Here is a 24,351-nt window from a genome sequence, read left to right as displayed (position 1 = left end):
ATCGATTAAAGACTAAAAAAAGCCGCGATTTATAGCGACTATAAGATGAACTTATACTTAATAGGGGCTATTGTAGCGAGAGTTTATTTATACACCAGTGAAAAATAAGTCATAACAGATGATTGCTAGCACGCTTTTTTTTCAACTGATAAAGTATACCAATAGTAAGATATTTTATACCCGTCATACTTCAAGTCGCTTGGGTGTTGCCGCAGTGATGACAATCGAATCACATAGCTTATCTATGCTCATCGCCTGTCGAAGCTTTGCGCCAACAAGCCATTCGAATTATTTTGGGTGTATTACGATAATCCGGGTTCATCGTCAGGAGTTTCAGCATGTTTACAGGTATTGTGCAGGGTACTGCTTCCCTGGTTTCCATCGAGGAAAAATCTAATTTCCGTACCCATACTATTGAATTACCAGAAGAATTGTTGCCTGGTCTTGAAACCGGCGCTTCCGTGGCCCACAACGGTTGCTGCCTGACGGTTACGGTTATTGAGGGGAATCGAGTCAGTTTCGATTTGATTAAAGAAACGCTCCGCATTACCAATTTGGGTGAATTAGATGTCGGTAGTATTGTTAACATTGAACGTGCTGCGAAATTCAATGATGAAATTGGCGGACACTTAATGTCCGGACATATTGCGACAACGGCAGAAATTGCGAAGATTTTAACCTCAGAAAATAATCGTCAAATTTGGTTCAAGATCCAGGACCAGTCGCTGATGAAATATATTCTGCATAAAGGTTTTATTGGTATTGATGGTATCAGCCTGACGGTCGGGGAAGTGACGGCAACACGCTTTTGCGTACACTTGATCCCGGAAACGCTCGAACGTACAACGCTTGGTAAAAAGAAACTGGGTCAGCGCGTTAATATTGAGATTGACCCGCAAACTCAGGCTATTGTTGATACGGTAGAGCGCGTACTGGAAAGCCGCAAGGTAAAGTTGTCAGAAACAACAGAGGACGAATAAGTCGATAACTGTTGAACGTTCAAGATGCGTGGGGCTGATTGACGAGACCCTCACGCATTAATCATCCGTTCTCTGCCCGATTAACGAGCCACGCGAAGTCCATTATCAACTCCTCTGCTAAATACTATCTGCCAGAGCTGAATATCCCGTGCTCTGAAAGCACCGGCGCAAGCATTGAGGTAATAGTTGAACATGCGGTAGAAACGCTCGCTGTAATTCTGACTGATTTCAGGCCACGTTTTATGGAAACGTTCAGCCCAGGCCATCAGCGTTTTATCATAATCGGCACCAAAGTTGTGCCAGTCTTCCATCACAAAATGTGGCTCACTGGCTGCAGCAATCTGGCTGATTGAGGGGAGTCGTCCATTAGGGAAGATATATTTATTAATCCATGGATCAACCTTGTCATGGGATTGATTTGCCCCAATGCTGTGTAACAGAAAAAGTCCTTGGGGTTTAAGGTTGCGATCCACGACATCAAAATAGGTGGCATAATTTTTGGGGCCAACATGCTCAAACATGCCGACGGAGGCTATCCGGTCGAATTGTTCATGAAGGTCGCGATAATCCTGAAGCAGGATAGTCACATCTAATCCTTCGCAACGTTGTTGTGCCATTTTTTGTTGTTCGGCTGAAATCGTGACACCAAACACAGAGACACCATAATGACGTGCGGCAAACTCAGCCAGTCCTCCCCAGCCACAGCCGATATCCAATAACTTCATACCCGGTTTGAGTGCCAGTTTTTCGCAGATAAGTTTGAGTTTAGCGTTTTGAGCTTCACTCAGGGTCGTGGCATCCTTCCAGTAACCACAAGAGTATTGCATATGTTCATCCAGCATTCGTTCAAATAAATCATTACCAAGATCGTAGTGCTCTCTGCCTACAATCCATGAACGTTTTTTAGATTGTAAATTCACTAATTTAGCGGCAGCAATGCGCAGTGTATCTTTCAAGTGGTGAGGAAGCTGGTGCTCAAGACCTGCATTGATGGCTCGGGTAAAAAAGATATCCAGTCGGTCACAATCCCACCAGCCATCCATATAACTTTCACCCAGACCCAGAGACCCTTCTTGCAGCACACGCTTAAAAAAAGCGGGATTATGCACCTGAATATCAAAAGGCTGTGGCCCATTAAGGGCGATTTCGGCCCGCCCAAGCATCTCATTGACTATCCGAAACCACTCACTACTCCGTAAACTTTCGTCTTCTATACACGATGAACTCATAGCTTCTCCATCACCCATTTTGAATAAGCACCAGAATACTGGTCATTAATCTGGCGGTTGTGAGAAATGTCACGGTCATTCCGTGAGCCTGAAATCCTGCGCAGGATCAGGGAGATATCTCCCTTCAGAAAGCATCAATAAAGCTGAGCCTTATTGTAAGTGTAGTTAGAATCAGCCTTGATAATAAATATTTATACCCGTCATACTTCAAGTCGCTTGGGGGTTACCTGCGTCCAGCCCACCGAATCACAGAGTTTATCTGTGCTCATCGATGGGTTGAACTGGGAGCCTACAAGCAACTCGAATTATCTTGGGTATATCAAAACTGATTCATAGTTAGCAAGATGATTATGCATCTTTATTTGGGACGGGCAATTATTAATCTGTGCTGGATACCAGGGTATTCTCTTTTTCTCTGGGGGCAGTACGGTATTGCAACATATAACCTAAACCGGCGAGTACGATAGTGGCAACCATAACGGCCGTGGTGGTCAGGAGCGGGGTAATGATAAGCCATGAGACAACCAGGCTTGCGAGGAAGCAGAGTCCAAGCTGCAAGGTATTCTGTAAAGCCGCAGCTTTACCACTGGCATGAGAAAACGGCAGGAGTGCTGCAGCCACCACAATCGGATAAATAGCGCCATTGGCCATCGCCATAATACAAAACGGGATCAATACCAATGTCAGCGTGGCATGGCCGCTGACGGCTACAACCCACGTGGCGGCAGTACTTAACGCATAGAGTACCAGTAACCAGGGAAGTAAGGTTTCCCCCTTAAATTTTTGCAATGCGCTGCGACAGCCATATCCGCCGACTAAAAATGCAACGGTCTGGGGCATATAACTTAAACCGATAGCGGCAGCGCCGTAGCCCATTTCGCTGATAATAAAGGGCGAACCGGTTAGCCAGGCGAAGAAGCTGGCTGAGCAGGCGGCGTAAATCAATACATTACCACTATAGGTACGAGACTTTAGCAAAGAGAAGAAACTGACTTTTTCTCCGTCCTTCGGGGGCGCTTTTACGGGCCGCGGTTTTAAACGTAATGCCGGTATCATCAGTACCAGCGTTACAGCAAATAACACAGCAAAGATGGCCTGCCAGTCAAAATGGTTAAGCAGCCAGCTGCCCAGTAAGGGCGCCAGAGCCGGAGAGAGACCGACCAGCGGCATAATGGTGGCGAAGATACGGCTGGCGCGATGGGCGGGATAATAGTCTGTCACCAGGGCCTGCCAGCTTACGGCAGCAGAGCAGACGCCAACCGCCTGAATAAAGCGCAAGACCAGCAACTGGGTGACGTTTTCGACCCACAGCATACCCAGACAGCTTGCTGCAAATATACTTAAACCAATCAACAGTACGGACTTACGACCGTACCTGTCGGATAGCGGACCCCAGGCCAGTTGGGCAAAAGCAAAACCGGCGAGGAACAGACTAAGGCTGGCACTGATGGCCGACGCATCACTGCCTAAATCTTGCTGAATAGCAGGAAAGGCCGGTAAATACATATCTGTTGCCAGAAAGCCAAGAACGCTCAGGCCGACCAGCCAGATAAGAAATCCCTTTGACGGTTGCATATTTTTCTCTTGTTTTAGGAGCAGGTGAGTGAATCAAAAGTCTACGTAGTGGAAATATTGTTGTGAAACGTTAATATTTGATTACGGGTTTCAAAAACTTTGCAGGCAAAAAAATGTGGTCTGAATATTCTCTGGAAGTAGTGGATGCAGTTGCACGTAATGGTAGTTTCAGTGCAGCCGCTCAAGAGTTACACCGTGTGCCCTCGGCTATTAGTTATACTGTTCGACAACTGGAAGAATGGCTCGCTGTTCCTCTGTTTGAACGTCGACATCGTGACGTTGAACTCACGGCTGCAGGAGTCTATTTTTTAAAAGAAGGCCGTTTTGTTGTCAAAAAAATGATAGTCACACGTCAGCAATGCCAGCAGATAGCAAATGGCTGGCGCGGGCATCTGGCAATTGCCGTCGATAATATCGTTAAGCCACATCGTGTGCGGCAACTGGTTATTGATTTCTATCGTCATTTTCCAGATGTCGAACTGCACGTGAGCTGCGAAGTGTTTAACGGCGTCTGGGATGCCCTGGCCGACGGACGGGTTGAACTGGCTATCGGTGCAACTCAGGCCGTTCCGGTGGGCGGGCGTTATGGATTTCGTGATATGGGGGCCTTAAGCTGGCGCTGCGTGGTTTCGGCAACACATCCTCTGGCACAATTAGACAGTGACGCCTTGAGCGATGAGAGGCTGCGTAGCTGGCCTTCATTGATACTGGAAGATACCTCGCGTTCGTTGCCAAAACGTACAACCTGGTTGCTGGATAACCAGCGTCGACTGGTGGTTCCTGACTGGGCTTCAGCAGTCGATTGCCTGAAAGCGGGGCTCTGCGTCGGGATGATTCCATCACATATCGCCAGACCCTGGCTGGAAGATGGTTGTCTGAAACAGTTGCAACTGGAAAATCCCTTTCCGGATGCCGCTTGCTGTCTGACATGGCGACAAGACGATCAGTCACCTGCGTTAAAGTGGTTACTGGATTATTTAGGGGACAGTGAAACCATGAATCAGGAGTGGCTACAGGAGTCAGATACTGAGATATGACTCCTGTCGGGCTAGCGACGGTAATCGATAAACGGACCATCTGCTACTGAACGTCGTTCAACAATTCGCGGATGAACTTCAAGAGTTTTAGACTCTTCACGTTTATTAATAATACGCTCAAGCAGCATATTTAACGCAGTTTCCCCGAGATGCTCTTTAGGCTGGTGAACGGTGGTTAATGCCGGTGAAAAATAACGTGAGTTTCTTATATTGTCATAACCGATAATCGAGATATCTTGCGGCACACGTAAGCCCATTTCATCGGCAGCACAAATAGCGCCCATTGCCATCACATCGCCACCGCAAAATACCGCGGTAGGGCGATGGGCCTGGTTCAATAATTGTTGCATCGCGCGATAGCCCGACTCAGGTTCAAAATCACCTTGAACGACCCAGTTATCAGGGATAGCCAGGTTTGCTTCTGCCAGTGCTTTCATAAAACCGGCATGGCGACCACCACCGGTATTACGCTCCAGTAAGCCTGGGATAGCGGCGATATCGCGATGTCCCCGTTCAATCAGGTACCGTCCGGCCAGATAACCACCATGGAAAGCATTATCAATAACAGAGTCAGTGAAGTCAGCGCGTGATTCGCCCCAGTCCATTACCACCATCGGGATATTGCGATACTCTTCCAGAGTGGTCAGCAGATTATCCGGATACTCTGAACACATCACCAACAGTCCATCGACACGCTTTTGTGCCATCATCGACAGATAGGCTTTCTGTTTTTCAAAATTATTGTGCGCATTACCGAGAATCAACGTATAGCCTTTAGCAAAACAGTGGTTCTCAACCGCCTCGATTATCTCGGCGAAATAGGGCGCTTCACTTGAGGTTGCCAGCAGGCCAATAGATTTAGTGTGGTTGACCTTCAGGCTGCGTGCAACGGCGCTGGGCGAGTAGTGCAGCTCTTTAATCGCTGCCCAAACCGCATTACGCGTCTCCTCTGCCACAAAACGTGTCTTGTTAATGACATGTGACACAGTGGTAGTGGAAACGTTTGCGCGCTTCGCTACATCTTTAATTGTTGCCATTAAATGTCACTCCAGACCATATTGAAACCTCCTGAGGTAAACGATTGCCTTCGCCAGTTCCCGCGATTTTCATCAAGCAGGGGCTTTTGGAATACGATATCGGATGGGGAAGGCATGTTAATCGGATACCGGGTAATAAAGTAGCAGGGGATTTTGGCCGATTCTGATAAAAAGTGAAAGCAGAAAAAAGCTGTTATTATTAGAGATAACATGATTTTTTTATGTAATTGTGGGAAAATCATTCAAGCCCTATTTTTTATAAGGTCATAAAAGGAGAGTAGTGATGAGTACCGACCTGAAATTATCTCTGAAGACGACAGTTGTTACGCTGGCTTTGATTGTTATTGTAGGTTTTATTGCAGTACTGAATTAATCAGCTGAGGGGGCAGTTTTCTGTCCCCTCAATGTTGTAAATGAATAACACAAGTCTTTTTAACGCAGAGTTTTTGCGGTCATCACGCGACGGGCACCAACGTAATGGCGTTGCCAGTAGTCTTCACTTAGCGATGTTATCTGTATATCACGGCCACTGCGCGGTGACTGAATAAATTTCCCGTTGCCGACATAAACTCCCACATGATCTGCCGTACCTCTGCCTTGAATGCGAAAGAACACTAAATCGCCCCTTTCAAGTTCGCTACGATTGATTCTGGCAGCATCTTCAAGATGATACATTTCGTTGGCGGTACGCGGGATCTGGAAGTTCACCAAGTCTTTATAAGCGTAATAAACCAGACCACTACAGTCAAAACCTGTCCTCGGAGAGGTACCACCCCAGCGATAAGGTTTACCTAATTGTCCCATCAATTTAGTCATTGCTGTTTTTTGCGCTTTTTGTACCCGCGCTTTATGGGCTTGCGATAATGTCAGATTTGCGGCTGGTTTAGCTGCGCAGATTGTTTTTTTGCCTTTTTTATTAACGCATTTACCTGACTGAACGGCGGTTTTTATTCCTGATGCTGAAATGGCCTTTGCGGTATTTTTTTTGTTCGCGGCGCGTGATGGCTTAGTTGTTTTCGCAGCAGGTTTAGACTTGTTAACCGAACGGGTTTTATTGGTACTGGTGCTTGCGTGATGCTGTTTTTTAGGTGGGGGAGTTTTGCTATTGTTTTGCCGGCTTTTCTCTTTATTCTTTTTAGCGGTGCTTTGCGTCAGCTCAGTGGTTCGGGTTTGCTGAGATGCCTGAGTTACCGGTGTCCAGGACAAAGCGAATAGCAGAGTACAGAGAGTAAGAGAACGTATTGTTATCCGTGTCACTCGTCAATCCTCTGATGAAAGAAAGCATGATGGTCAGCACCATGCGCGGTTTATCTCCGTCATACTGCAAATGACTTGGATGCTGTGGCTGTAAGATTTGTCGAGTTACAGTATTTACCTGTACCGATCGGCTCTTTTCGCTCAGTGTCTGCAAGCGGTGCGAATAATTGGAGGTAGATATTAGCGAAAATCGTTATTCATTTTTCTGTATTAGCGAAACGCGTTAATTCTAATGCATAAACGCCATTTATGTTAATAGCAATAACCGATGAAAAACGCATAATGTTATCTGACGCTAAAAATTTAAACAATCAGGGCTGCTCACCTTGGATTTATGGCTGACTTGCAGGCTTGACTAAGCAGGTTTTGCTGAATATTTCATCATTGATGGTTCCATTTTCGAAAACCACATAAAAAATGGTGTTTTCTGGTATGGTCTCTCATGGATACAATGAGCAGCTAAAGTTGTATAAAAGTCTGAGGAAGCATAACAATGAGCACATTAGAAAAAATCCAACGCCAGATTGCAGAGAACCCAATTCTTCTCTACATGAAAGGCTCCCCAAAATTACCAAGTTGCGGTTTCTCTGCTCAGGCAGTACAGGCTTTGTCTGGCTGCGGTGAGCGTTTCGCTTATGTCGATATTTTACAGAACCCGGATATCCGTGCTGAGTTGCCTAAATATGCAAACTGGCCGACATTCCCACAACTGTGGGTTGATGGTGAGTTGGTTGGTGGATGCGATATCATTATTGAGATGTATCAGCGTGGTGAGTTGCAAAGCCTCATCAAAGAAACAGCAGCAAAGTATCCTGCTTCTGACGCGTAATGAGCCAGGCTGAATAACTCAGCCTGTCCCTCAATGGCCGGTTCTTGCCGAACCGGTCAGCTTTCTTCAGTTACAATATGACCGGGTTTAGCTGGCGGGTTCTGAAGGTTCCGGGAGCGCGAGTGGCCAGCCCCCCAGACGTTTCCAGCGATTGACTATTTCGCAAAATAGTCGTGCCGTTTGCTCTGTATCATAAAGGGCAGAATGTGCCTGTGAATTATCAAAATTCAATCCTGCTGCATTACAGGCTTTAGCCAGAACAGTCTGTCCAAGAGCAAGTCCGCTCAGGGCCGCGGTATCGAAGGTGACAAAAGGATGAAACGGGTTGCGTTTTAATGATGCCCGCTCAGCGGCAGCCATAGTAAAACCGTGATCAAAGGTTGCGTTATGCGCCACCATAATTGCACGGCTACATTCGGTCTCTTTCATGCCTTTACGTACGGCTTTAAAGATGGCATGCAGGGCATCATATTCACTGACAGCGCCACGTAGTGGATTATGGGGATCAATACCATTAAAGGCGAGGGCTTCGGGTTGCAGATTCGCACCTTCAAAGGGCTCAACATGAAAATGTAACGTCTCATCAGGCAGCAACCAACCGTCTTGATCCATCTTCAGCGTGATTGCGGCTATTTCCAGTAACGCATCCGTCTTGGCGTGAAAGCCTGCGGTTTCAACATCGATAACCACCGGATAAAAACCACGAAAACGTTCGCACAAACTATGCAATTGCGTGTTGTCTGACATCTGATTCTCTTAAGACTGGAAAGATACAAGGCATATTATGACAAAATTCAGCAAGGTATGCAGTACTGGACGCAGGAGATACGTCCAGCAACGTAAATTAATGACCTAAGCCTTTACCTGCATCTTTTTCTTCGATCAGCTCAATTTTATAACCGTCAGGATCTTCAACAAAAGCGATAACGGTCGTGCCACCTTTTACCGGACCTGCTTCACGGGTCACATTTCCGCCATTATTCCGGATACGTTCACAGGCTTCAGCTGCGTTATCAACGCTCAGGGCAATATGACCATAAGCATTACCTGAATCATAACTGTCAACACCCCAGTTATAGGTCAGTTCAAGCACCGCACCTTCACTTTCCGGGCAGTAACCCACAAAAGCAAGCGTGTATTTATATTCGGTATTTTCGCTGGTACGCAGTAAGCTCATGCCCAGTACTTTGGTATAAAAATCAATTGAACGCTGTAAATCACCAACACGCAGCATGGTATGGAGTAGGCGCATATTGTCCTCATTAAATAACGTTGTGGATTGCAAGATATACAGAGTATAGCGGCGATTGTACGCCGCTATCAATGGATGGCTTTATTCAGACCATGTGGGGTAGTCGGTATAGCCTTCAGCGCCGCCGCCGTAGAAGAGCTCCGGGCGTTGTTCATTCAACGGATAATTATGCTGGAAACGTGCAACCAGATCAGGGTTTGCAATGTAGTCGCGACCAAAGGCAACTGCATCTATCAATCCCTTATCAATCAATGCGTTGGCTTTATCCAAGGTATAGGCACCAGCGCCAATAATCACCCCTTTAAAGTGCTCACGAACCTTCTGACGGAACTCCTCAGTATAAGGTAAGCCGCCAGCCCAGTCAGGTTCGGAGAGATGAATATAAGCAATATCCCGTTTATTGAGTTCATCAATCAGATACAAGGCATCTTCTTCTTCATTGACACCATTATCGACATTCTGGAAGCTTCCGACTGGCGAGAGGCGGATACCAATACGTGATGCTCCCCATTCCGCACAGACGGCATCTACCACTTCCAGCAACAAACGAGCACGATTTTCACGACTACCGCCATACGCATCCGTACGATGATTTGCCGACGCTGACAGGAATTGGTGCAGTAAATAACCGTGGGCGCCATGCAGTTCAAGTAAGTCAAAACCTGCTTCTTTTGCACTGGCTGCGGCATGCCGGAAATCTGCGACGATACCCGGGATCTCATGTAACTCCAGAGCACGGGGAAGGGAGGTATCGACCCGGATAGCCTCACCATTTTCGTCACGTAGCGAGGTACGGGTGCCGGCACTCAGCGCAGAAGGGGCAACCGGTGCCTGCTGGTCTGGTTGAATACTGTAATGAGAGATACGTCCGGTATGCCAAAGCTGGACTGCAATATGCCCGGTCTGCTGATGCACGGCAGCCGTGATCTTTTTCCAGGCGGCAATTTGTTCATCAGTGTGCAGGCCCGGTGCTCCGGCATAGCCTTTAGACTGGAAAGAAATTTGGGTCGCTTCAGTGATGATAAGTCCGGAGCTGGCGCGCTGCTGATAGTAGTCGACCATTAACTCTGTAGGAATATCACCCGGCTCGATACTACGTAAACGAGTAAGTGGAGCCATAAAAATACGGTTAGCGACAGTAACAGCCCCAACTTTCAGTGGGGTAAATATTTTTGCAGTGGACATAAATGCCTCTAATAGACCGGTCGATTAGTTTTGTGGGAAATAAAATACCTGTCAGTTGACAGGTACAACAAGGATACTTTTGATATGTGCCAGGGCATTTTCTAGCGCTGCCGGATTGCGGGATAATTTCGCCTGCAGGCCCGCTCCCAGCCACAACACATATAATATTTGGGCCAGAACAGCTGTTTCACCGTCAAAACTGATCCTGTTTTCCTGACGAACTTTTTCAAGTGTATCCGTCAGTATGACCATAAATTTGGCGGCTCCTTTGTCGAGGGCTGCTCGCATATCTTCCGAAAGATCGCAAACCTCGGCGGACAGTTTTAATCCCAGACAATGCGTTAAGTGCCCACAAGCCTTAAATTCAGACAATGCATTCTGATACCAGTCCAACAAACGTTCTGCATGGTGACCTTGCGGGACATTCAGTTGTTCACTGAAATGTTGATTATACCGCTGGTAGTAACGCTCCAGCATGGCAACGCCAAAGGCTTCTTTTGAACGAAAATAGTGGTAGAAGGAGCCTTTAGGAACTTCCGCTGTGCGGAGTAATTCACTCAGTCCCATGCCGGTAAAGCCTAAGGCCAGACAGAGCGTCTCGCCAGTAGCCAGCAGATGTTCACGCGTATCATGTTCAGGGTGTCTGTTCATAAGGTGAATATAATAGACCAGTCGGTCTAATGCAAGTAGAGGATGAATAATTTTAAATCCTGGAGCTCGATTTGTTAAGGGATAAACACCCCTTATAAGGCGGTCAACGCTTACCTGGCTGAATGATTTGTTTAGCTTGCAATCCGACATTATTGATATTTATCACTTGCAAGTAGCTGTTTATCCGACTTCAATTACCTTATCACAGCAGCAGGGGGCGATACGTGTCAGAGCAGCTTGAGTTTTTTCCACTTCAAAGTCCGTGCCGCGGTATCTGCCAGTCAGATGAGCGCGGTTTTTGTCGTGGCTGCTTTCGTAGTCGCGACGAACGTTTTCGCTGGCAGACGATGACGGATGGTCAAAAACAAGAGGTATTGCGTCTGTGTCACCAGCGTCTGTTGCGTAAACTCCGCACCACAAAAGTGGCGTCTGGCGAAGAACCTGAGCAGCCGTCTCTGTTTTAACACCATGGACTACAGGTTACTGGCATGCTGCGGGTGTTCAGAACCGTTCAAATTATCCTGGACAGATATTGATTCTGTTTTTTCTTAATAAGGCGATAACGTTATGGTACAGCGTATTAAAATAGCTCCCCAGGGGCCGGAATTTTCGCGCCTGGTAATGGGATACTGGCGTTTGATGGAGTGGGGAATGACCTCCGGCCAACTAGCCCGTTTTATCGAAGAGCATGTGGAGCTGGGAATAACTACCGTCGATCATGCCGATATTTACGGCGGTTATCAGTGTGAGGCTGCTTTTGGCAATGCTCTACGACAGGTCGGCCATTTACGCAGCGAAATACAGATTGTCAGTAAATGTGGCATAGCGACAAGGGCAAAAGCTGAAAATAAAATTGGTCACTATATTACCGAGCGCGACTACATTATTCGCAGTGCCGAAAATTCGCTAAGCAATCTCGCAACAGACTATCTGGATCTGTTGCTGATTCATCGTCCTGATCCATTAATGGATGCAGATGACGTCGCTAGTGCATTTATACAGTTACACCAAAGCGGTAAAGTGCGCCATTTTGGTGTGTCTAACTTTACGCCAGCCCAGTTTACCTTGTTACAGTCTCGGCTGCCCTTTACGCTGGCGACGAATCAAGTTGAAATTTCTCCGGTTCACCAGCCTCTGTTACTGGATGGTACTTTGGATCAACTGCAGCAGTTACGTATTCGTCCGATGGCGTGGTCTTGTTTAGGCGGCGGCACGTTATTTAATGATGCGCAATATCAGCCATTGCGTGATGAGTTGCAAATTGTTGCCGAAGAACTGGGGGCTGAAACGATCGATCAGGTTGTTTATGCATGGATAATGCGTTTACCGTCTCTACCGCTACCTATTATCGGTTCAGGAAAAATTGAACGTGTACGTTCTGCGGTTCACTCTCTGTCGCTGGAAATGGATCGTCAGCAATGGTTCCGCATCCGTAAAGCAGCATTAGGCTACGACGTTCCTTAATGTTAGCGGACAGACATAAATAATGTCTCCGTCCTGGTGACTGTCTGCTCATACACTATGGGCAGGCAGGTGATAATAAATTGGACATCTTATGTGCATTAGTTAAGTGGCTGTTATTATATGAATTACTTCCCTCTTTGGCAAAAGATAAACAACGTGTTAGATTGACCTGAAATGCATTGTCTGACTGAGCATCACAGACACTTAAAGAACAAAATACGCTGATTTAACGCGTTTCATTTACTATTTTTGTGTGCTGTTACTTAAGTTTTATCGTAGAAAAAATATAATAATGAAACCAATACCTGTCTGGTTTTTGCGAACTCAGAAATGAAATCAATAGTGATAACCCTTAAAACTTTAAGGATTTTTTTCATTTTTGTTAACCTGTATAACGAAAAGAGGGGAGCGGGTAAATAAACGCGATTAAAATAAGGGATTTGTTTTTAGCATTTAATGCCTGCACAATACGTTAGGATCGGCAATTTAAGTTAGTGAGCTAATTATAAGGAGGTGAAATTGGAATCGCCATTAGGATCGGACTTATCCCGCTTAGTACGTCTCTGGCGCGCATTAATCGATCACCGATTAAAGCCATTGGAATTGACTCAGACTCACTGGGTAACACTGCATAGTATCCATCAAATGCCTCCCGAGCAGTCACAAATTCAGCTGGCAAAAGCGATTGGTATTGAGCAACCCTCACTGGTTCGCACTCTGGATCAACTGGAAAAGAAAGGGCTTATTGCTCGCCGCACCTGCGCCTTCGATCGTCGTGCCAAGCGTATTACGCTAACGGAAAACGCTGGGGATATCATCGAACAAATGGAACATGTTATCGGTGTAACACGTTGTGAGATTCTGGCGGGTATTAGCCCGGAAGAACAATCGCAGCTGATTAATCTGATAGGGAGACTGGAAAAAAACATCACCACGTTGCAAGAGGGTGAGGCTTAGCCAGTCTTTCATACCCGTAGAATCTGAAGTGATTTGCAGGTTATCTGTACTCAGATAAGGGCACGCTTTAGTCTGAAAATATTTATTCAGATATTGTCCCGGCAAATGACTTGTAAAGATGAGGGAAATCATAAGGCCTGCCCGATAACAGGCAGGCCTTTAGTCAGACTAACGTGGAGACACAGAGATCTGGTTACCATTACCAATCAGTGCAACACGCTGACCAACAGAGAAGCGAGTCGCGTCTTGTTTCTGGGTAACAACAATTGTTCTGCCGCTATCTTCACGAATTTCCATTTGGACGCCGTTAGTGCGGTTCAGGGCACCTTGAGCTTCCTGACCGGCTAAACCACCTGCAATTGCGCCTGCTGCGGTTGCCAGTGAACGACCCGTACCACCGCCAACAGTATTACCCAGGAATCCCCCGAGTACCGCACCGCCGATAGCACCAACGATGTTTTCATCGTTACCACCCTGAATTTGTACCGGACGAACTGACAGGACAGTACCGTATGTCACATTTTGGACTTGTTGCGCTTGACTTGCACTTACCACATCACCAGAAAGCGTTCTGTTATTAACACAACCCGCGAGGGTCAGGCCGACCAGTGAAACTACCAGGACACGTGAAATCATTTCTATCTCCAGATCATGACGTAATGCTCAAATGAGCTTCCATGAATATATATTATACGGTAAAACCGATCTGATGCTGAATACCTGTCATACTTCGAGTGCCCTGGATATTGCTTACCGCAGCTAACTCAAATTACTTTCCGTACAGACACGGTGAAATATAAACAGATCTTTAGTAATAATACCTAAACAGAAACCAAAAAAATATCGAGTTAAACACTTATTACAGTTTATCTGTAGGGTATTCTGCATTTTGAGGCTCTCATTTCACTAAAGGGCTCGCTGCAACCTGTTGTTCTGTTTTTGACTTAGAGTATCTGAAGGTTTTTGTAAAACGATTGTAAGGTCAAAGTATGTCGGCTCTGGAATATCCAAATTCCAAATCGTTGAGATTTTTGAGGACAGGGAGCACAATAGGCTTCATTTACTCATTGTCGGTATAACATCATGTCAGATAACGATTCTTTGCAGCAGATTGCCCATCTGCGCCGTGAATATACCCAAGGTGGACTGCGGCGTCAGAATCTTACGGATACGCCCTTACCGCTTTTTGAACGCTGGCTGGCACAGGCTTGTGAGGCCAAATTAGCCGATCCTACCGCGATGGTTGTCGCAACCGTTGATGAAACCGGACAGCCGTTTCAGCGAATTGTTTTGCTTAAACACTATGATGAGAAGGGATTGGTGTTTTATACCAATCTGGGATCGCGTAAGGCTCAGCAAATTGAACATAACCCACGTGTCAGCCTTCACTTCCCGTGGCATATGCTTGAGCGTCAGGTCATGGTGCAAGGAACAGCAGAAAAATTATCGACTTTTGAAGTGCTCAAATATTTTCACAGCCGTCCCCGTGACAGCCAGATAGGTGCCTGGGTTTCCAAACAATCCAGTCGTATTTCAGCGCGCGGTATTCTTGAAAGTAAATTTTTTGAACTCAAACAGAAATTCCAGAATGGTGAAGTTCCCTTGCCAAGCTTCTGGGGGGGATACCGTGTAAGCATAGAGCAAATGGAGTTCTGGCAGGGAGGGGCGCATCGTCTGCATGACCGTTTTCTGTATCAGAGAACCCAGGATGGCTGGAATATCGACCGTCTTGCGCCCTGATCTCAGGATTTTATTGTTAAGCGCTGGCACTCCGGGAGCGAGCGCTTTATTCTATGGCCCCGGAAAAGGGATGTTGCAGGCGTGATCCTGCAATATGCATGTATATGCCCGTCATACTTCAAGTTGCTTGGGTGTTGCCTGTGTCCAGCCCGCCGAGTCACATAGTTTATCTATGCTCATCGACGGTCTGAACTGAGAGCCTACAAGCAACTCGAATTATTTTGGGTATACAGGCGTTTGTCGCCGAATAAAAAGACTTTCGCCAGTGGGCGAAAAGCCGTGTACCGGCCAAGGTGCAGTCGTATAGAGATGGAGAATTTGATGTCAGGCATCAATTTGATAAAACAATTGCAAGAGCGGGGCCTGGTGGCTCAGGTTACGGATGAGGATGCGTTAGCAGAGCGACTGGCGCAAGGGTCAATCGCACTCTATTGCGGCTTCGATCCGACCGCTGATAGCTTGCACTTGGGCCATCTGGTTCCACTGCTCTGTCTGAAGCGTTTTCAGGAAGCAGGCCATAAGCCGGTTGCGCTGGTAGGTGGGGCTACGGGGCTTATTGGTGATCCTAGCTTTAAGGCCGCAGAACGTAAGCTTAATACTGAAGATACAGTACAAGAGTGGGTTGATAAAATCCGTCGCCAGGTTGCGCCATTCTTAAGTTTTGATTGCGGTGAAAACTCTGCAATTGCTGCCAATAACTATGACTGGTTTGGCAACATGAACGTGCTCACTTTCCTGCGGGATATTGGTAAGCATTTTTCTGTTAACCAGATGATCAATAAAGAAGCGGTAAAACAGCGTCTGAATCGTGATGATGTGGGCATTTCGTTTACTGAATTCTCCTATAACTTGCTGCAAGGTTATGACTTTGCCTGCCTGAATAAACTGCATGGTGTGGTATTGCAGATTGGTGGTTCTGACCAATGGGGCAATATTACTTCTGGTATCGATTTAACCCGTCGCATGCATCAGCAGCAGGCTTTTGGCTTAACCGTTCCTCTTATCACGAAATCAGATGGTACTAAATTTGGTAAGACCGAAGGTGGGGCTGTCTGGCTGGATCCGAAAAAAACCAGCCCGTATAAATTCTATCAGTTCTGGATTAATACGGCGGATAGCGATGTTTATCGCTTCCTGAAATTCTTCACTTTCATGAGTCTTGAAGAAATTAATGCGCTGGAAGAAGAAGATAAAAACAGTGGTACAGCACCGCGCGCCCAATATGTTCTGGCGGATCAAGTGACGCGTCTGGTACACGGTGAAGAAGGTTTAACTGCGGCCAAACGAATCACGGCAAGCTTGTTTAACGGTAATCTCAGTGAACTGAGTGAAGCAGACTTTGAACAACTGGCGCAGGATGGTGTTCCGATGGTGGAGCTTGATACCGGTGTTGACCTGCAACAGGCATTGGTTGACTCGGAACTTCAACCATCACGTGGCCAGGCCCGTAAAACGATTGCTCAAAATGCTATCACGATAAATGGTGAGAAACAGTCTGATCCTGAATATGTCTTCAGTGAGTCAGATGTGCTGTTTAATCGTTATACCTTATTGCGTCGCGGCAAAAAGAACTACTGCCTGATTTGCTGGAAATAAATCTGGTAAACAGCCTGAGCGTAGCAGCGTTGATGCTACGCTCTTTTTTTGCCCGGCAAACGATGTCAGGCATCTTTGGTGAGTCAACCGTAAAATGAAAAATATCCTTGCCATCCAGTCCCATGTTGTCTTCGGTCATGCGGGAAACAGTGCTGCTGAATTTCCTATGCGCCGTTCTGGTGCGAATGTCTGGCCATTGAATACCGTGCAGTTTTCCAACCATACGCAATACGGACAGTGGACTGGGACGGTGATGCCTGCCAGTCATTTAAGTGAAATTGTCCAGGGTATTGCCAGTATTGGGCAACTCAAACGCTGTGATGCAGTACTCAGTGGCTATCTGGGGTCTGCAGAGCAGGGTGAGCATATCCTGGAAATCGTCCGTCAGGTCAAAGCCGAAAATCCTGCAGCAAAGTATTTCTGTGACCCGGTTATGGGGCATCCAGAAAAAGGCTGTATCGTTGCACCTGGTATCGCGGAATATCATACCCGCTATACTTTACCGGCCAGCGATATTATCGCTCCGAATCTGGTAGAGCTGGAAATCCTCTGTGGGCATAGTGTTAATTCCGTCGCAGAGGCGGTGACAGCAGCGCGTGAATTAATTGCTGTCGGGCCACAAATTGTTCTGGTCAAGCATCTGGCGAAAGCCGGTTTACGTGTTGAACATTTTGAAATGCTGCTTGTGACAGCAGATGAAGCCTGGCATATCCACCGGCCATTGGTTGATTTTGGTCAGCGTCAGCCAGTGGGTGTCGGCGATGTGACGAGCGGGCTGTTATTGGTCAAATTACTGCAAGGCACAGGCCTGCGTCAGGCTCTTGAGCATGTGACGGCGGCAGTTTATGACATCATGCTGGTCACTAAAAACATGCAAGAATATGAGTTACAGCTGGTGGCTGCGCAAGAAAGCATTGTCAATCCTGAACACTTTTTCACGGCGGTTGCGCTCTGATATAACAAGGCCCTCAATCCATATCGAGGGCCTGAGAGTAATGACAAATCCTAAGTGATCTCTGAAGAAAATTACAAACCTTCAGCAGTCAGCGCCGCAGCAACAGCAGGGCGATTTTTCATGCGCGTCATAAACTCTTCGAGATGAGTCAATCCTTCTAACTTCAGTCCCAGGGCATAGCCCCAGCGAGCGACAGTAAACAGATAGGCATCTGCAATGGTAAAACGCAGTCCCATCAGCCACTGTTTGCCATTCAATTCGTCATTCAGATAAGCAAATTTTTGTTCCAGCTGCTCGCGAACAATCGCTTTATATTCATCGGGTGTATTGGGTTTAAACAGAGGGGTAAATCCTTTGTGTAACTCGGTAGCAATAAAATTCAGCCATTCCAGAGTGTGGTAGCGCGTCAGACTACCCAGAGGAGCAAGCAGCTGACGGTCCGGCACTTTATCGGCCAGGTACTGCACAATTACCGCGCCTTCGGTCAGCAATGAGCCGTCATCGAGCAGTAAAGCAGGAACCTGCCCTTTCGGGTTGACGGTCAAATAATCTTCATTATGTTCTGTACGCTTAGTCGCCAGATCGACTTTCACTGTCGAAAAATCAAGTCCGGATTCGCGCAGAATGATATGGGGTGAAAGAGAACAGGCACCTGGCTTGATAAACAGTTTCATGACTCGCTCCTTTAGAGCTCTAAGAGAAACAACAAAAAAGTTAACAGACTGATAGTAGCTATCTATCTGACCTTAATAACAACAACGGGAAACATTGTATCTCCCGTTGTTGTTACCGCGGCCTCCTCAAGTTTATACCTGAAAAGACCTGAGCTTGCGGGCTTATCGGCTCGGAAGTTCTTGCATCATGCGGTTAAGTTTTGGCGCAGTGAAGATCATGACTATCGCGATAATACCAGTAATAATCCCGATTTGCAGGAACACTCGACCATAAACTTCCAGTGACTGTAATGGGTTAGTTACATTGTTCGGAACCGCCATCAGGGCTGCGACTTTACCGGCAATAACCGCAGCGCTGGCTGATGTCAGGAACCAGCTTCCCATAATAAAACCCATCAAGCGCTGAGGAACGAGCTGAGCAACCATGGCCAGACCCAGACCAGAAATCATCAGTTCACCAATACTTTGCAAGGCATAGCTGAGTATTAACCAGTTGGCAGAGACAATCCCTGTGGCACTGGCAAAGATGATACCAAAAGGTAATACCAGGAAAGCCAGCGAGCATAACACCATGCCTATCGCGAACTTATGCGGCATCGGCATCTTATCGCCCAGCTTATTATAGAGCGTTGCCAGAATTGGACTACCTATCACTATCCAGAATGGATTCAGTCCCTGGAACTGCTCTGGTTCAATCGCAATACCCAGAATACTGTGTTCAACGTTACGTATGGCAAAAAAGTTGAGGGAGGTTGGCATTTGGTTGTAGAGCACAAAGAAGACCACCGCCTGGAGCATCAGAATAAAGGCCACGATCATCTTGCGACGTGCGGCACCTTTTAAAGTGAAGGTCTCTTTAGCAAAAATACAGATAACACCTAGCGCGACCAGACCCAGCATCAGGCGGGCAATACCCTGGTAGTGTAATAGCCAGGTAGCAATAACAATCAGTGCGGCAATGCCGACCAGCGTTATTAATGCTTTTCCGATATGAAGTGGTTCAAAGTCAGGTCTTGAGCCCTGATTTTTAACCCATTTACGGCAGAATAAAAAGTTAACAATGGTTATCAGCATCCCCACAACGCTTAGTGAGAATGCCGTGCTCCAGCCATATTTAGCTGCCAGCCACGGCGTGGCCAGCGTCGAAAAAAACGAACCGATATTAATCGCCATGTAATACATAGTGAATGCACCATCAAGGCGAGGATCATTTTTCTCATAACAGGTGGAGAGCAACGAAGAGGGATTAGCTTTAAATAAACCATTACCTACCGCAACGGTGGCCAAGCCGACATATAACAAGGAAACGTCATATACGGAACAGGCAACAGCCAGATAACCAAAAGCCAGGACTATTGCACCCAGCATAATAACGCGTTTGGTACCAAGAATTTTATCACCCAGCCAGCCACCGAGTGACATCATGCCAAACATTAATGCGCTGAAAGTGGCGAACAGAGTAACGGATTGCTCTTCCGACATACCCAGCATTTTTACCAGGTAAACGGTAAGAATGACTTGCAGGCCGTAATAACCAAAGCGTTCCCAAAGTTCGATAGAGAAAATCAGATAGAATGCACGGGGTTGTTTAAATGCATTTAAGCTTACACTTTCAGTGGGTTCTTTTTTTGCTGTTGACACGTAGACCTCTTTACACATCCCAAATGAAGACGTTTTTTATTTGATGTCCTGACAGACATTCAGTTTTTTATTAAAAACGAAAAATGGCGGTTAATGTTCCTGATTCTCATTGATTCAACAAGAGTGATGTCATATTCTGTTACATATATTTAAAGCAGAGTAATTAACTGGTGGAGCGGATAGAAGCACGTGTTAAATTTTGTAACTTAACTCAATTTGCTGATATCTTTCTGCATGATAATTTTAGCTGTTCTTAATTAGTGTCATGCTCTAACTAATCTGACTATTCTGGTGTTATTGACTGCCATTTAAAGAGTTAGCCAGCTATTTATTTGGTAATAAATAGCCACTTAAACGCAAGGTGTATATGGTGAGATACTGAATTTTCATCATTTACTAACGGTGCGATAACATTATCATTGTGGCGATGATGATCAGATTTTTTTCTCATAAGGAACCTTGAAAAATCCGATTTTGATAATTAATCGTATTGAATATTAGTACAGGAATGATATTTTTGCGTCGCGGGGAAAGAGCGAAAAGCTGAAGATGGCCTGGGCCATCCCAGAAGGTCAAATACTGGTTTTTTCCTTAAACTCACATAAGTCTTCAATCAGACATGAACCACAGCGCGGTTTACGCGCAATACAGGTATAACGACCATGCAGAATTAACCAGTGATGGCAGTCTATTTTGTATTTCGCTGGCACCACTTTGAGCAATTTTTCTTCAACCTGATCGACATTTTTGCCAGGCGCAAATTGTGTCCTGTTACAGACTCGAAAAATGTGTGTGTCGACGGCAATAGTCGGCCAACCGAATGCCGTATTAAGAACCACATTAGCGGTTTTCCTGCCGACACCAGGTAATGCTTCCAGCGCTTCACGATTTTCAGGCACCTCCCCCTGGTGCTGCTCCAGTAAAATACGGCAGGTTTTGATGATATTTTCCGCTTTGCTGTTAAACAGACCGATGGTTCTGATATACGATTTTATCCCTTCGACGCCGAGCGCCAGCATTGCCGCAGGCGTATTCGCAACTGGATAGAGTTTAGCCGTCGCTTTATTGACGCTGACATCGGTTGCCTGAGCGGAAAGCAGAACAGCAATCAGTAGCTCAAAAACACTGTTAAATTGTAGTTCTGTAGTAGGGTGGGGATTATTCTCCTGCAGGCGTTGCAGAATAAGTAATCGCTTTGCACTATTCATTACGCTTTTTCCACGTTTCCGTCGATAATGACAGCAGCCGCTTTGGCTCGCCGCGCTTTCATTTTCTCATCAATAAGATATTTACCTGCCAGCATTAATCCTAAACCAATAAATGCGCCCGGCGGCAGCATAGCCAGCAGGAAAGGCGTATCAGTATGGAAAATTTCAATGCGGAGAGCTTTAGCCCATTCACCCAGAAGCGCATCAGCACCATCAAACAAGGTACCGTTACCGATAATTTCACGTAAGGAACCTAACACAAACATCACACAGGTTGCCCCCAGTCCGATAGCAAAACCATCTAATGCGGCTAATGGAATACTGGCTTTAGCGGCATAGGCTTCTGCCCGGCCTATCACGATGCAATTGGTGACAATCAGGGGAATAAAGATCCCCAAAGACTGGTACAGGCCAAAAGCATAGGCGTTAATCAGCATTTGCACCACACTCACCACGGAGGCGATGATCATCACATAAATAGGAATACGAATTTCCGCCGGGACCCAGTGACGAAAAGCCGATACAGCGGTATTGGTCAGGGTAAGTACCAGCATCGTAGCCAGACCAAGACCCAACGCATTGGTTGCTGTTGATGTCACAGCGAGCAGGGGACAGAGGCCTAAAAGTTGTACCAGTGCGGAGTTGTTTTTCCAGACACCGTCTACCAGAATACGTTTTGTTTCACTCATTGCAGCTCTCCGCAAGCGCTCAGTTGACTAAGCTTTGGGGGTAAGGTTTCGGCAAATAAACCTGCGCGTTTAACCGCATTAACCACCGCCCTGGGCGTGATAGTGGCACCGGTAAACTGAGTAAACTCCCCCCCGTCTTTTTGTACTGCCCAGCGAGGGTCTTGATTCCCTTCAATATGCTTATACGCAAAATGAGTTATCCAGTCGCTAAGGCGAAGCTCAATTTTATCACCCAGGCCCGGTGTTTCATGATGTTCAGTTACGCGCGTTCCCAGGATAGTCCCCTTAAAATCGGCACCGACTAAAAGGTGTATCGCACCAGAATAGCCGTCTGGAGCGGTAGTTTCCATAACCACACCGACCGGCGTCTCGCCCTTACGAGCGATATAAATCTTACGTTCACCTCTCCCCAAAGGAGAATCTTTGACCACGAAACAACTGTTCTGTATGTCATTATCGTAGAGCTCGTGACTTATAACCTGGTTGAAGAGTAACTGCTGTTGTTGAACCGCTTGCTTATCAATAGTGGGTTTAGTCAACTCGTTCACCAGCGCGGTGACCCCGGTTAGCAAGGCAGCAAACACCGCCAGGGTAACACCATGTTTTTGCATTGTCTTTAACATAGTTTTTCCTAACGATGACCATACGGGCGTGGACGCGTGTAATAGTCAATCAACGGTACGGTAATATTACCTAACAGTACTGCAAAGGCGACACCATCCGGATATCCACCCCAGGAACGGATCAACCAGACGAGCAGTCCAACCAGCGCGCCAAAAATTAAGCGTCCGCGATCAGTGGTTGACGCCGTCACCGGATCGGTGAGGATAAAAAATGCCCCCAGCATGGTTGCACCTGAAAAAAGCATGGTCAGCGGCGGCAGATATTTATCCGGCGCAATCAACCAGCTAAGGCTGGAACAAAACACCAGCATGGTAAGGAAAGCAACGGGCATATGCCAGCGGATAGTCCCACGCGCAATGAGAAAAATGCCGCCAGCCAGGTAAGCGAGATTAACCCATTGCCAGCCGACACCCGCCAGCGCGCCAGAAAACAGGGGTAATTGTAGCAATGACTCTGCCGACTGCCCGGAGTGCAGACCGGTTTTAAAGGTATCCAGGGGTGTTGCCTGGCTAATACCATCGATACCAAGCCGATACTCTTGAAGCGTCTGCCCACTGCTGGTGATCCCGTGGAGGATCAGATTCACGCTGTCAAGCGGACCGGGTATCGTCGCAGCAAGAGTGTGCGGGGGTAACCAAGTTGTCATTTGCACTGGAAAGGCAATCAACAGTACGACATAGCCTATCATCGCCGGGTTAAAGGGATTATGCCCTAAACCACCATAGAGTTGCTTGGCAATGATGATGGCAAAAACGGTTCCGAGGATAACCATCCACCAAGGTGCGATAGGTGGAATACTTATGCCAAGTAACAGACCGGTTAGTAGCGCTGAATTATCATTGAGATAGGCTCGGGGTGATTTTTTACGCAACTGTAATACCAGTGCTTCAGCCAGCAGAGCACTAACAATACCAAGCAATACCTGAATAATCGTGCCGGAGCCAAACCAGTACCACTGGGTTATTATACCAGGTACCGTGGCGCAGCAAACCAGCATCATAATACGCGAAGTATTACGCTGATTATGGGTGAACGGGGAGCTTGCGATTTTAAAAACCATTTATTCCTCTGAAGACATCTGAGTGGCTGCTTTGCGTGCCTGAGCGCGGGCAATGGCCGCTGCCACTGCGACTTTACGCGGATCGACCACTTGCGGAGTATTTTCTTCGCTGCTTCCAACCTGCTGCTGTTTACGCGCCTTGGCGCGGGCGATAGCCGCCTCAACTGCGGCCTTACGCGGGTCAATGGCTTCCTCAGCGGCTGGCTCGCTAACCGCGGGTTCAGGTTCAGCCTGCTGCTGTTTACGCGCCTTGGCGCGGGCGATAGCTGCCTCAACTGCGGCCTTACGCGGGTCAATGGCTTCAGCGGCTGGCTCGTTAACCGCGGGTTCAGATCCAGTCTGCTGCTGTTTACGCGCTTTGGCGCGAGCGATAGCGGCCTCAACCGCGGTCTTACGCGGGTCAATGGCTTCAGCGGCTGGCTCGCTAACCGCGGGTTCAGGTTCAGCCTGCTGCTGTTTACGCGCCTTGGCGCGGGCGATAGCCGCCTCAACTGCGGCCTTACGCGGGTCAATGGCTTCAGCGGCTGGCTCGCTAACCGTGGGTTCAGGTTCAGCCTGCTGCTGTTTACGCGCTTTGGCGCGGGCGACAGCCGCCTCAACTGCGGCCTTACGCGGGTCAATGGCTTCCTCAGCGGCTGGCTCGCTAACCGCGGGTTCAGGTTCAGCCTGCTGCTGTTTACGCGCCTTGGCGCGGGCGATAGCCGCCTCAAC

At 47.1% G+C, this 24,351-nt stretch carries 25 protein-coding genes and 1 pseudogene; 10 read left to right on the top strand and 16 right to left on the bottom strand.

The genetic code is table 11. The annotated features are described in order from the left end of the window. The first annotated feature begins 338 nt into the window (after nt 1–338). Nucleotides 339–980 carry a riboflavin synthase subunit alpha gene (locus Q1A40_RS00130; protein WP_299996187.1) on the top strand — a complete coding sequence of 214 codons (642 nt, stop codon included), beginning with the start codon at nt 339–341 and terminating at the stop codon, nt 978–980. A gap of 80 nt (nt 981–1,060) precedes the next feature. Here the strand turns inward: Q1A40_RS00130 and cfa are convergent, their stop codons facing one another. Both cfa and punC read right to left on the bottom strand, forming a co-directional pair. Further along, complete coding sequence (cfa, locus tag Q1A40_RS00125) at nt 1,061–2,209, bottom strand: cyclopropane fatty acyl phospholipid synthase (protein ID WP_299996185.1); 1,149 nt, start codon at nt 2,207–2,209, stop codon at nt 1,061–1,063. Nucleotides 2,210–2,587: 378 nt separating this feature from the next. Then, nucleotides 2,588–3,784 carry a purine nucleoside transporter PunC gene (gene punC / locus Q1A40_RS00120; protein ID WP_299996182.1) on the bottom strand — a complete coding sequence of 399 codons (1,197 nt, stop codon included), beginning with the start codon at nt 3,782–3,784 and terminating at the stop codon, nt 2,588–2,590. A gap of 113 nt (nt 3,785–3,897) precedes the next feature. On the opposite strand from punC, the gene punR reads away from it, so the two are divergent. After that, complete coding sequence (gene punR, locus Q1A40_RS00115; protein ID WP_299996180.1) at nt 3,898–4,821, top strand: DNA-binding transcriptional activator PunR; 924 nt, start codon at nt 3,898–3,900, stop codon at nt 4,819–4,821. 11 nt (nt 4,822–4,832) lie between these two features. Here the strand turns inward: punR and purR are convergent, their stop codons facing one another. Next, nucleotides 4,833–5,858: an HTH-type transcriptional repressor PurR gene (purR, locus tag Q1A40_RS00110; protein WP_299996177.1), complete on the bottom strand. Its 1,026-nt coding sequence runs from the start codon at nt 5,856–5,858 to the stop codon at nt 4,833–4,835. Nucleotides 5,859–6,141: 283 nt separating this feature from the next. Between purR and Q1A40_RS00105 the strand changes: the two genes are divergently transcribed. Next, nucleotides 6,142–6,231 carry a YnhF family membrane protein gene (locus tag Q1A40_RS00105; protein ID WP_299996175.1) on the top strand — a complete coding sequence of 30 codons (90 nt, stop codon included), beginning with the start codon at nt 6,142–6,144 and terminating at the stop codon, nt 6,229–6,231. 59 nt (nt 6,232–6,290) lie between these two features. Here the strand turns inward: Q1A40_RS00105 and Q1A40_RS00100 are convergent, their stop codons facing one another. Next, nucleotides 6,291–7,115, bottom strand: a complete 825-nt coding sequence (locus tag Q1A40_RS00100; RefSeq protein WP_299996172.1) for a C40 family peptidase — start codon at nt 7,113–7,115, stop codon at nt 6,291–6,293. Nucleotides 7,116–7,608: 493 nt separating this feature from the next. On the opposite strand from Q1A40_RS00100, the gene Q1A40_RS00095 reads away from it, so the two are divergent. Further along, nucleotides 7,609–7,944, top strand: a complete 336-nt coding sequence (locus Q1A40_RS00095; RefSeq protein ID WP_299996170.1) for a Grx4 family monothiol glutaredoxin — start codon at nt 7,609–7,611, stop codon at nt 7,942–7,944. Between the two features lie 87 nt (nt 7,945–8,031). Here the strand turns inward: Q1A40_RS00095 and rnt are convergent, their stop codons facing one another. The 4 genes from rnt to Q1A40_RS00075 all read right to left on the bottom strand — a co-directional run bounded on the left by rnt (nt 8,032) and on the right by Q1A40_RS00075 (nt 11,032). Next, nucleotides 8,032–8,691 carry a ribonuclease T gene (gene rnt, locus Q1A40_RS00090; RefSeq protein ID WP_299996167.1) on the bottom strand — a complete coding sequence of 220 codons (660 nt, stop codon included), beginning with the start codon at nt 8,689–8,691 and terminating at the stop codon, nt 8,032–8,034. Between the two features lie 97 nt (nt 8,692–8,788). Next, entirely contained in the window at nt 8,789–9,196 is a 408-nt protein-coding gene (gloA, locus tag Q1A40_RS00085; protein ID WP_299996165.1) for a lactoylglutathione lyase, read from the bottom strand. Nucleotides 9,197–9,277: 81 nt separating this feature from the next. Then, on the bottom strand, nt 9,278–10,381 hold the full coding sequence (locus Q1A40_RS00080) for an alkene reductase (protein WP_299996162.1): 1,104 nt from the start codon (nt 10,379–10,381) through the stop codon (nt 9,278–9,280). 51 nt (nt 10,382–10,432) lie between these two features. After that, complete coding sequence (locus Q1A40_RS00075) at nt 10,433–11,032, bottom strand: TetR/AcrR family transcriptional regulator (protein ID WP_299996159.1); 600 nt, start codon at nt 11,030–11,032, stop codon at nt 10,433–10,435. Nucleotides 11,033–11,256: 224 nt separating this feature from the next. On the opposite strand from Q1A40_RS00075, the gene Q1A40_RS00070 reads away from it, so the two are divergent. The 3 genes from Q1A40_RS00070 (at nt 11,257) to slyA (ending at nt 13,453) form a co-directional block, all read left to right on the top strand. Further along, complete coding sequence (locus tag Q1A40_RS00070) at nt 11,257–11,496, top strand: DUF1289 domain-containing protein (RefSeq protein ID WP_299996157.1); 240 nt, start codon at nt 11,257–11,259, stop codon at nt 11,494–11,496. A gap of 103 nt (nt 11,497–11,599) precedes the next feature. After that, nucleotides 11,600–12,496, top strand: a complete 897-nt coding sequence (locus Q1A40_RS00065) for an aldo/keto reductase family oxidoreductase (protein WP_299996154.1) — start codon at nt 11,600–11,602, stop codon at nt 12,494–12,496. Nucleotides 12,497–13,009: 513 nt separating this feature from the next. After that, on the top strand, nt 13,010–13,453 hold the full coding sequence (gene slyA / locus Q1A40_RS00060; RefSeq protein WP_299996151.1) for a transcriptional regulator SlyA: 444 nt from the start codon (nt 13,010–13,012) through the stop codon (nt 13,451–13,453). 168 nt (nt 13,454–13,621) lie between these two features. On the opposite strand, the gene Q1A40_RS00055 is transcribed toward slyA, so the two are convergent. Continuing rightward, nucleotides 13,622–14,089 carry a glycine zipper 2TM domain-containing protein gene (locus Q1A40_RS00055; protein WP_299996148.1) on the bottom strand — a complete coding sequence of 156 codons (468 nt, stop codon included), beginning with the start codon at nt 14,087–14,089 and terminating at the stop codon, nt 13,622–13,624. A 447-nt stretch (nt 14,090–14,536) separates the two neighbouring features. Between Q1A40_RS00055 and pdxH the strand changes: the two genes are divergently transcribed. The 3 genes from pdxH (at nt 14,537) to pdxY (ending at nt 17,744) form a co-directional block, all read left to right on the top strand. Continuing rightward, on the top strand, nt 14,537–15,193 hold the full coding sequence (gene pdxH / locus Q1A40_RS00050; protein WP_299996145.1) for a pyridoxamine 5'-phosphate oxidase: 657 nt from the start codon (nt 14,537–14,539) through the stop codon (nt 15,191–15,193). 321 nt (nt 15,194–15,514) lie between these two features. Further along, nucleotides 15,515–16,789, top strand: coding sequence for a tyrosine--tRNA ligase (gene tyrS / locus Q1A40_RS00045; RefSeq protein WP_299996143.1), 1,275 nt, complete (start codon nt 15,515–15,517; stop codon nt 16,787–16,789). A 94-nt stretch (nt 16,790–16,883) separates the two neighbouring features. Next, on the top strand, nt 16,884–17,744 hold the full coding sequence (gene pdxY, locus Q1A40_RS00040; RefSeq protein WP_299996140.1) for a pyridoxal kinase PdxY: 861 nt from the start codon (nt 16,884–16,886) through the stop codon (nt 17,742–17,744). Between the two features lie 71 nt (nt 17,745–17,815). Here pdxY and gstA read toward each other — a convergent pair whose 3' ends face one another. From gstA to Q1A40_RS00005, 7 genes and pseudogenes are all read right to left on the bottom strand, one after another. Continuing rightward, nucleotides 17,816–18,418, bottom strand: coding sequence for a glutathione transferase GstA (gstA, locus tag Q1A40_RS00035; RefSeq protein ID WP_299996138.1), 603 nt, complete (start codon nt 18,416–18,418; stop codon nt 17,816–17,818). A gap of 162 nt (nt 18,419–18,580) precedes the next feature. After that, nucleotides 18,581–20,059, bottom strand: coding sequence for a dipeptide/tripeptide permease DtpA (gene dtpA, locus Q1A40_RS00030; protein ID WP_299996135.1), 1,479 nt, complete (start codon nt 20,057–20,059; stop codon nt 18,581–18,583). Between the two features lie 572 nt (nt 20,060–20,631). Next, on the bottom strand, nt 20,632–21,267 hold the full coding sequence (gene nth, locus Q1A40_RS00025) for an endonuclease III (RefSeq protein WP_299996132.1): 636 nt from the start codon (nt 21,265–21,267) through the stop codon (nt 20,632–20,634). Next, a complete protein-coding gene (locus tag Q1A40_RS00020) occupies nt 21,267–21,956 on the bottom strand; it encodes an electron transport complex subunit E (RefSeq protein WP_299996129.1) in 690 nt (229 codons plus the stop codon). Before Q1A40_RS00020 ends, nth begins: the two co-directional genes overlap by 1 nt. Further along, nucleotides 21,953–22,579 (bottom strand): electron transport complex subunit RsxG, encoded by a 627-nt coding sequence (gene rsxG / locus Q1A40_RS00015; RefSeq protein WP_299996127.1) that lies wholly within the window; start codon nt 22,577–22,579, stop codon nt 21,953–21,955. The genes Q1A40_RS00020 and rsxG overlap by 4 nt, the downstream gene beginning before the upstream one ends. An 8-nt stretch (nt 22,580–22,587) precedes the next feature. Further along, nucleotides 22,588–23,640, bottom strand: a complete 1,053-nt coding sequence (gene rsxD, locus Q1A40_RS00010) for an electron transport complex subunit RsxD (RefSeq protein ID WP_299996124.1) — start codon at nt 23,638–23,640, stop codon at nt 22,588–22,590. After that, a pseudogene (locus Q1A40_RS00005) lies at nt 23,641–24,351 on the bottom strand (electron transport complex subunit RsxC); the annotation flags it as partial.

This window comes from uncultured Cedecea sp. (assembly GCF_947498825.1).
GTDB lineage: Bacteria > Pseudomonadota > Gammaproteobacteria > Enterobacterales > Enterobacteriaceae > JGM124.
This window is presented reverse-complemented; position numbering and strand designations above follow the sequence as displayed.

What these genes read in the sequence shown, in the direction of transcription:
- Q1A40_RS00130 (WP_299996187.1), top strand. Translation starts at nt 339, where the DNA reads ATGTTTACAGGTATTGTGCAGGGTACTGCTTCCCTGGTTTCCATCGAG.
- cfa (WP_299996185.1), bottom strand. Translation starts at nt 2,209, where the DNA reads ATGAGTTCATCGTGTATAGAAGACGAAAGTTTACGGAGTAGTGAGTGG.
- punC (WP_299996182.1), bottom strand. Translation starts at nt 3,784, where the DNA reads ATGCAACCGTCAAAGGGATTTCTTATCTGGCTGGTCGGCCTGAGCGTT.
- punR (WP_299996180.1), top strand. Translation starts at nt 3,898, where the DNA reads ATGTGGTCTGAATATTCTCTGGAAGTAGTGGATGCAGTTGCACGTAAT.
- purR (WP_299996177.1), bottom strand. Translation starts at nt 5,858, where the DNA reads ATGGCAACAATTAAAGATGTAGCGAAGCGCGCAAACGTTTCCACTACC.
- Q1A40_RS00105 (WP_299996175.1), top strand. Translation starts at nt 6,142, where the DNA reads ATGAGTACCGACCTGAAATTATCTCTGAAGACGACAGTTGTTACGCTG.
- Q1A40_RS00095 (WP_299996170.1), top strand. Translation starts at nt 7,609, where the DNA reads ATGAGCACATTAGAAAAAATCCAACGCCAGATTGCAGAGAACCCAATT.
- rnt (WP_299996167.1), bottom strand. Translation starts at nt 8,691, where the DNA reads ATGTCAGACAACACGCAATTGCATAGTTTGTGCGAACGTTTTCGTGGT.
- gloA (WP_299996165.1), bottom strand. Translation starts at nt 9,196, where the DNA reads ATGCGCCTACTCCATACCATGCTGCGTGTTGGTGATTTACAGCGTTCA.
- Q1A40_RS00080 (WP_299996162.1), bottom strand. Translation starts at nt 10,381, where the DNA reads ATGTCCACTGCAAAAATATTTACCCCACTGAAAGTTGGGGCTGTTACT.
- Q1A40_RS00075 (WP_299996159.1), bottom strand. Translation starts at nt 11,032, where the DNA reads ATGAACAGACACCCTGAACATGATACGCGTGAACATCTGCTGGCTACT.
- Q1A40_RS00065 (WP_299996154.1), top strand. Translation starts at nt 11,600, where the DNA reads ATGGTACAGCGTATTAAAATAGCTCCCCAGGGGCCGGAATTTTCGCGC.
- Q1A40_RS00055 (WP_299996148.1), bottom strand. Translation starts at nt 14,089, where the DNA reads ATGATTTCACGTGTCCTGGTAGTTTCACTGGTCGGCCTGACCCTCGCG.
- pdxH (WP_299996145.1), top strand. Translation starts at nt 14,537, where the DNA reads ATGTCAGATAACGATTCTTTGCAGCAGATTGCCCATCTGCGCCGTGAA.
- tyrS (WP_299996143.1), top strand. Translation starts at nt 15,515, where the DNA reads ATGTCAGGCATCAATTTGATAAAACAATTGCAAGAGCGGGGCCTGGTG.
- pdxY (WP_299996140.1), top strand. Translation starts at nt 16,884, where the DNA reads ATGAAAAATATCCTTGCCATCCAGTCCCATGTTGTCTTCGGTCATGCG.
- gstA (WP_299996138.1), bottom strand. Translation starts at nt 18,418, where the DNA reads ATGAAACTGTTTATCAAGCCAGGTGCCTGTTCTCTTTCACCCCATATC.
- nth (WP_299996132.1), bottom strand. Translation starts at nt 21,267, where the DNA reads ATGAATAGTGCAAAGCGATTACTTATTCTGCAACGCCTGCAGGAGAAT.
- Q1A40_RS00020 (WP_299996129.1), bottom strand. Translation starts at nt 21,956, where the DNA reads ATGAGTGAAACAAAACGTATTCTGGTAGACGGTGTCTGGAAAAACAAC.
- rsxG (WP_299996127.1), bottom strand. Translation starts at nt 22,579, where the DNA reads ATGTTAAAGACAATGCAAAAACATGGTGTTACCCTGGCGGTGTTTGCT.
- rsxD (WP_299996124.1), bottom strand. Translation starts at nt 23,640, where the DNA reads ATGGTTTTTAAAATCGCAAGCTCCCCGTTCACCCATAATCAGCGTAAT.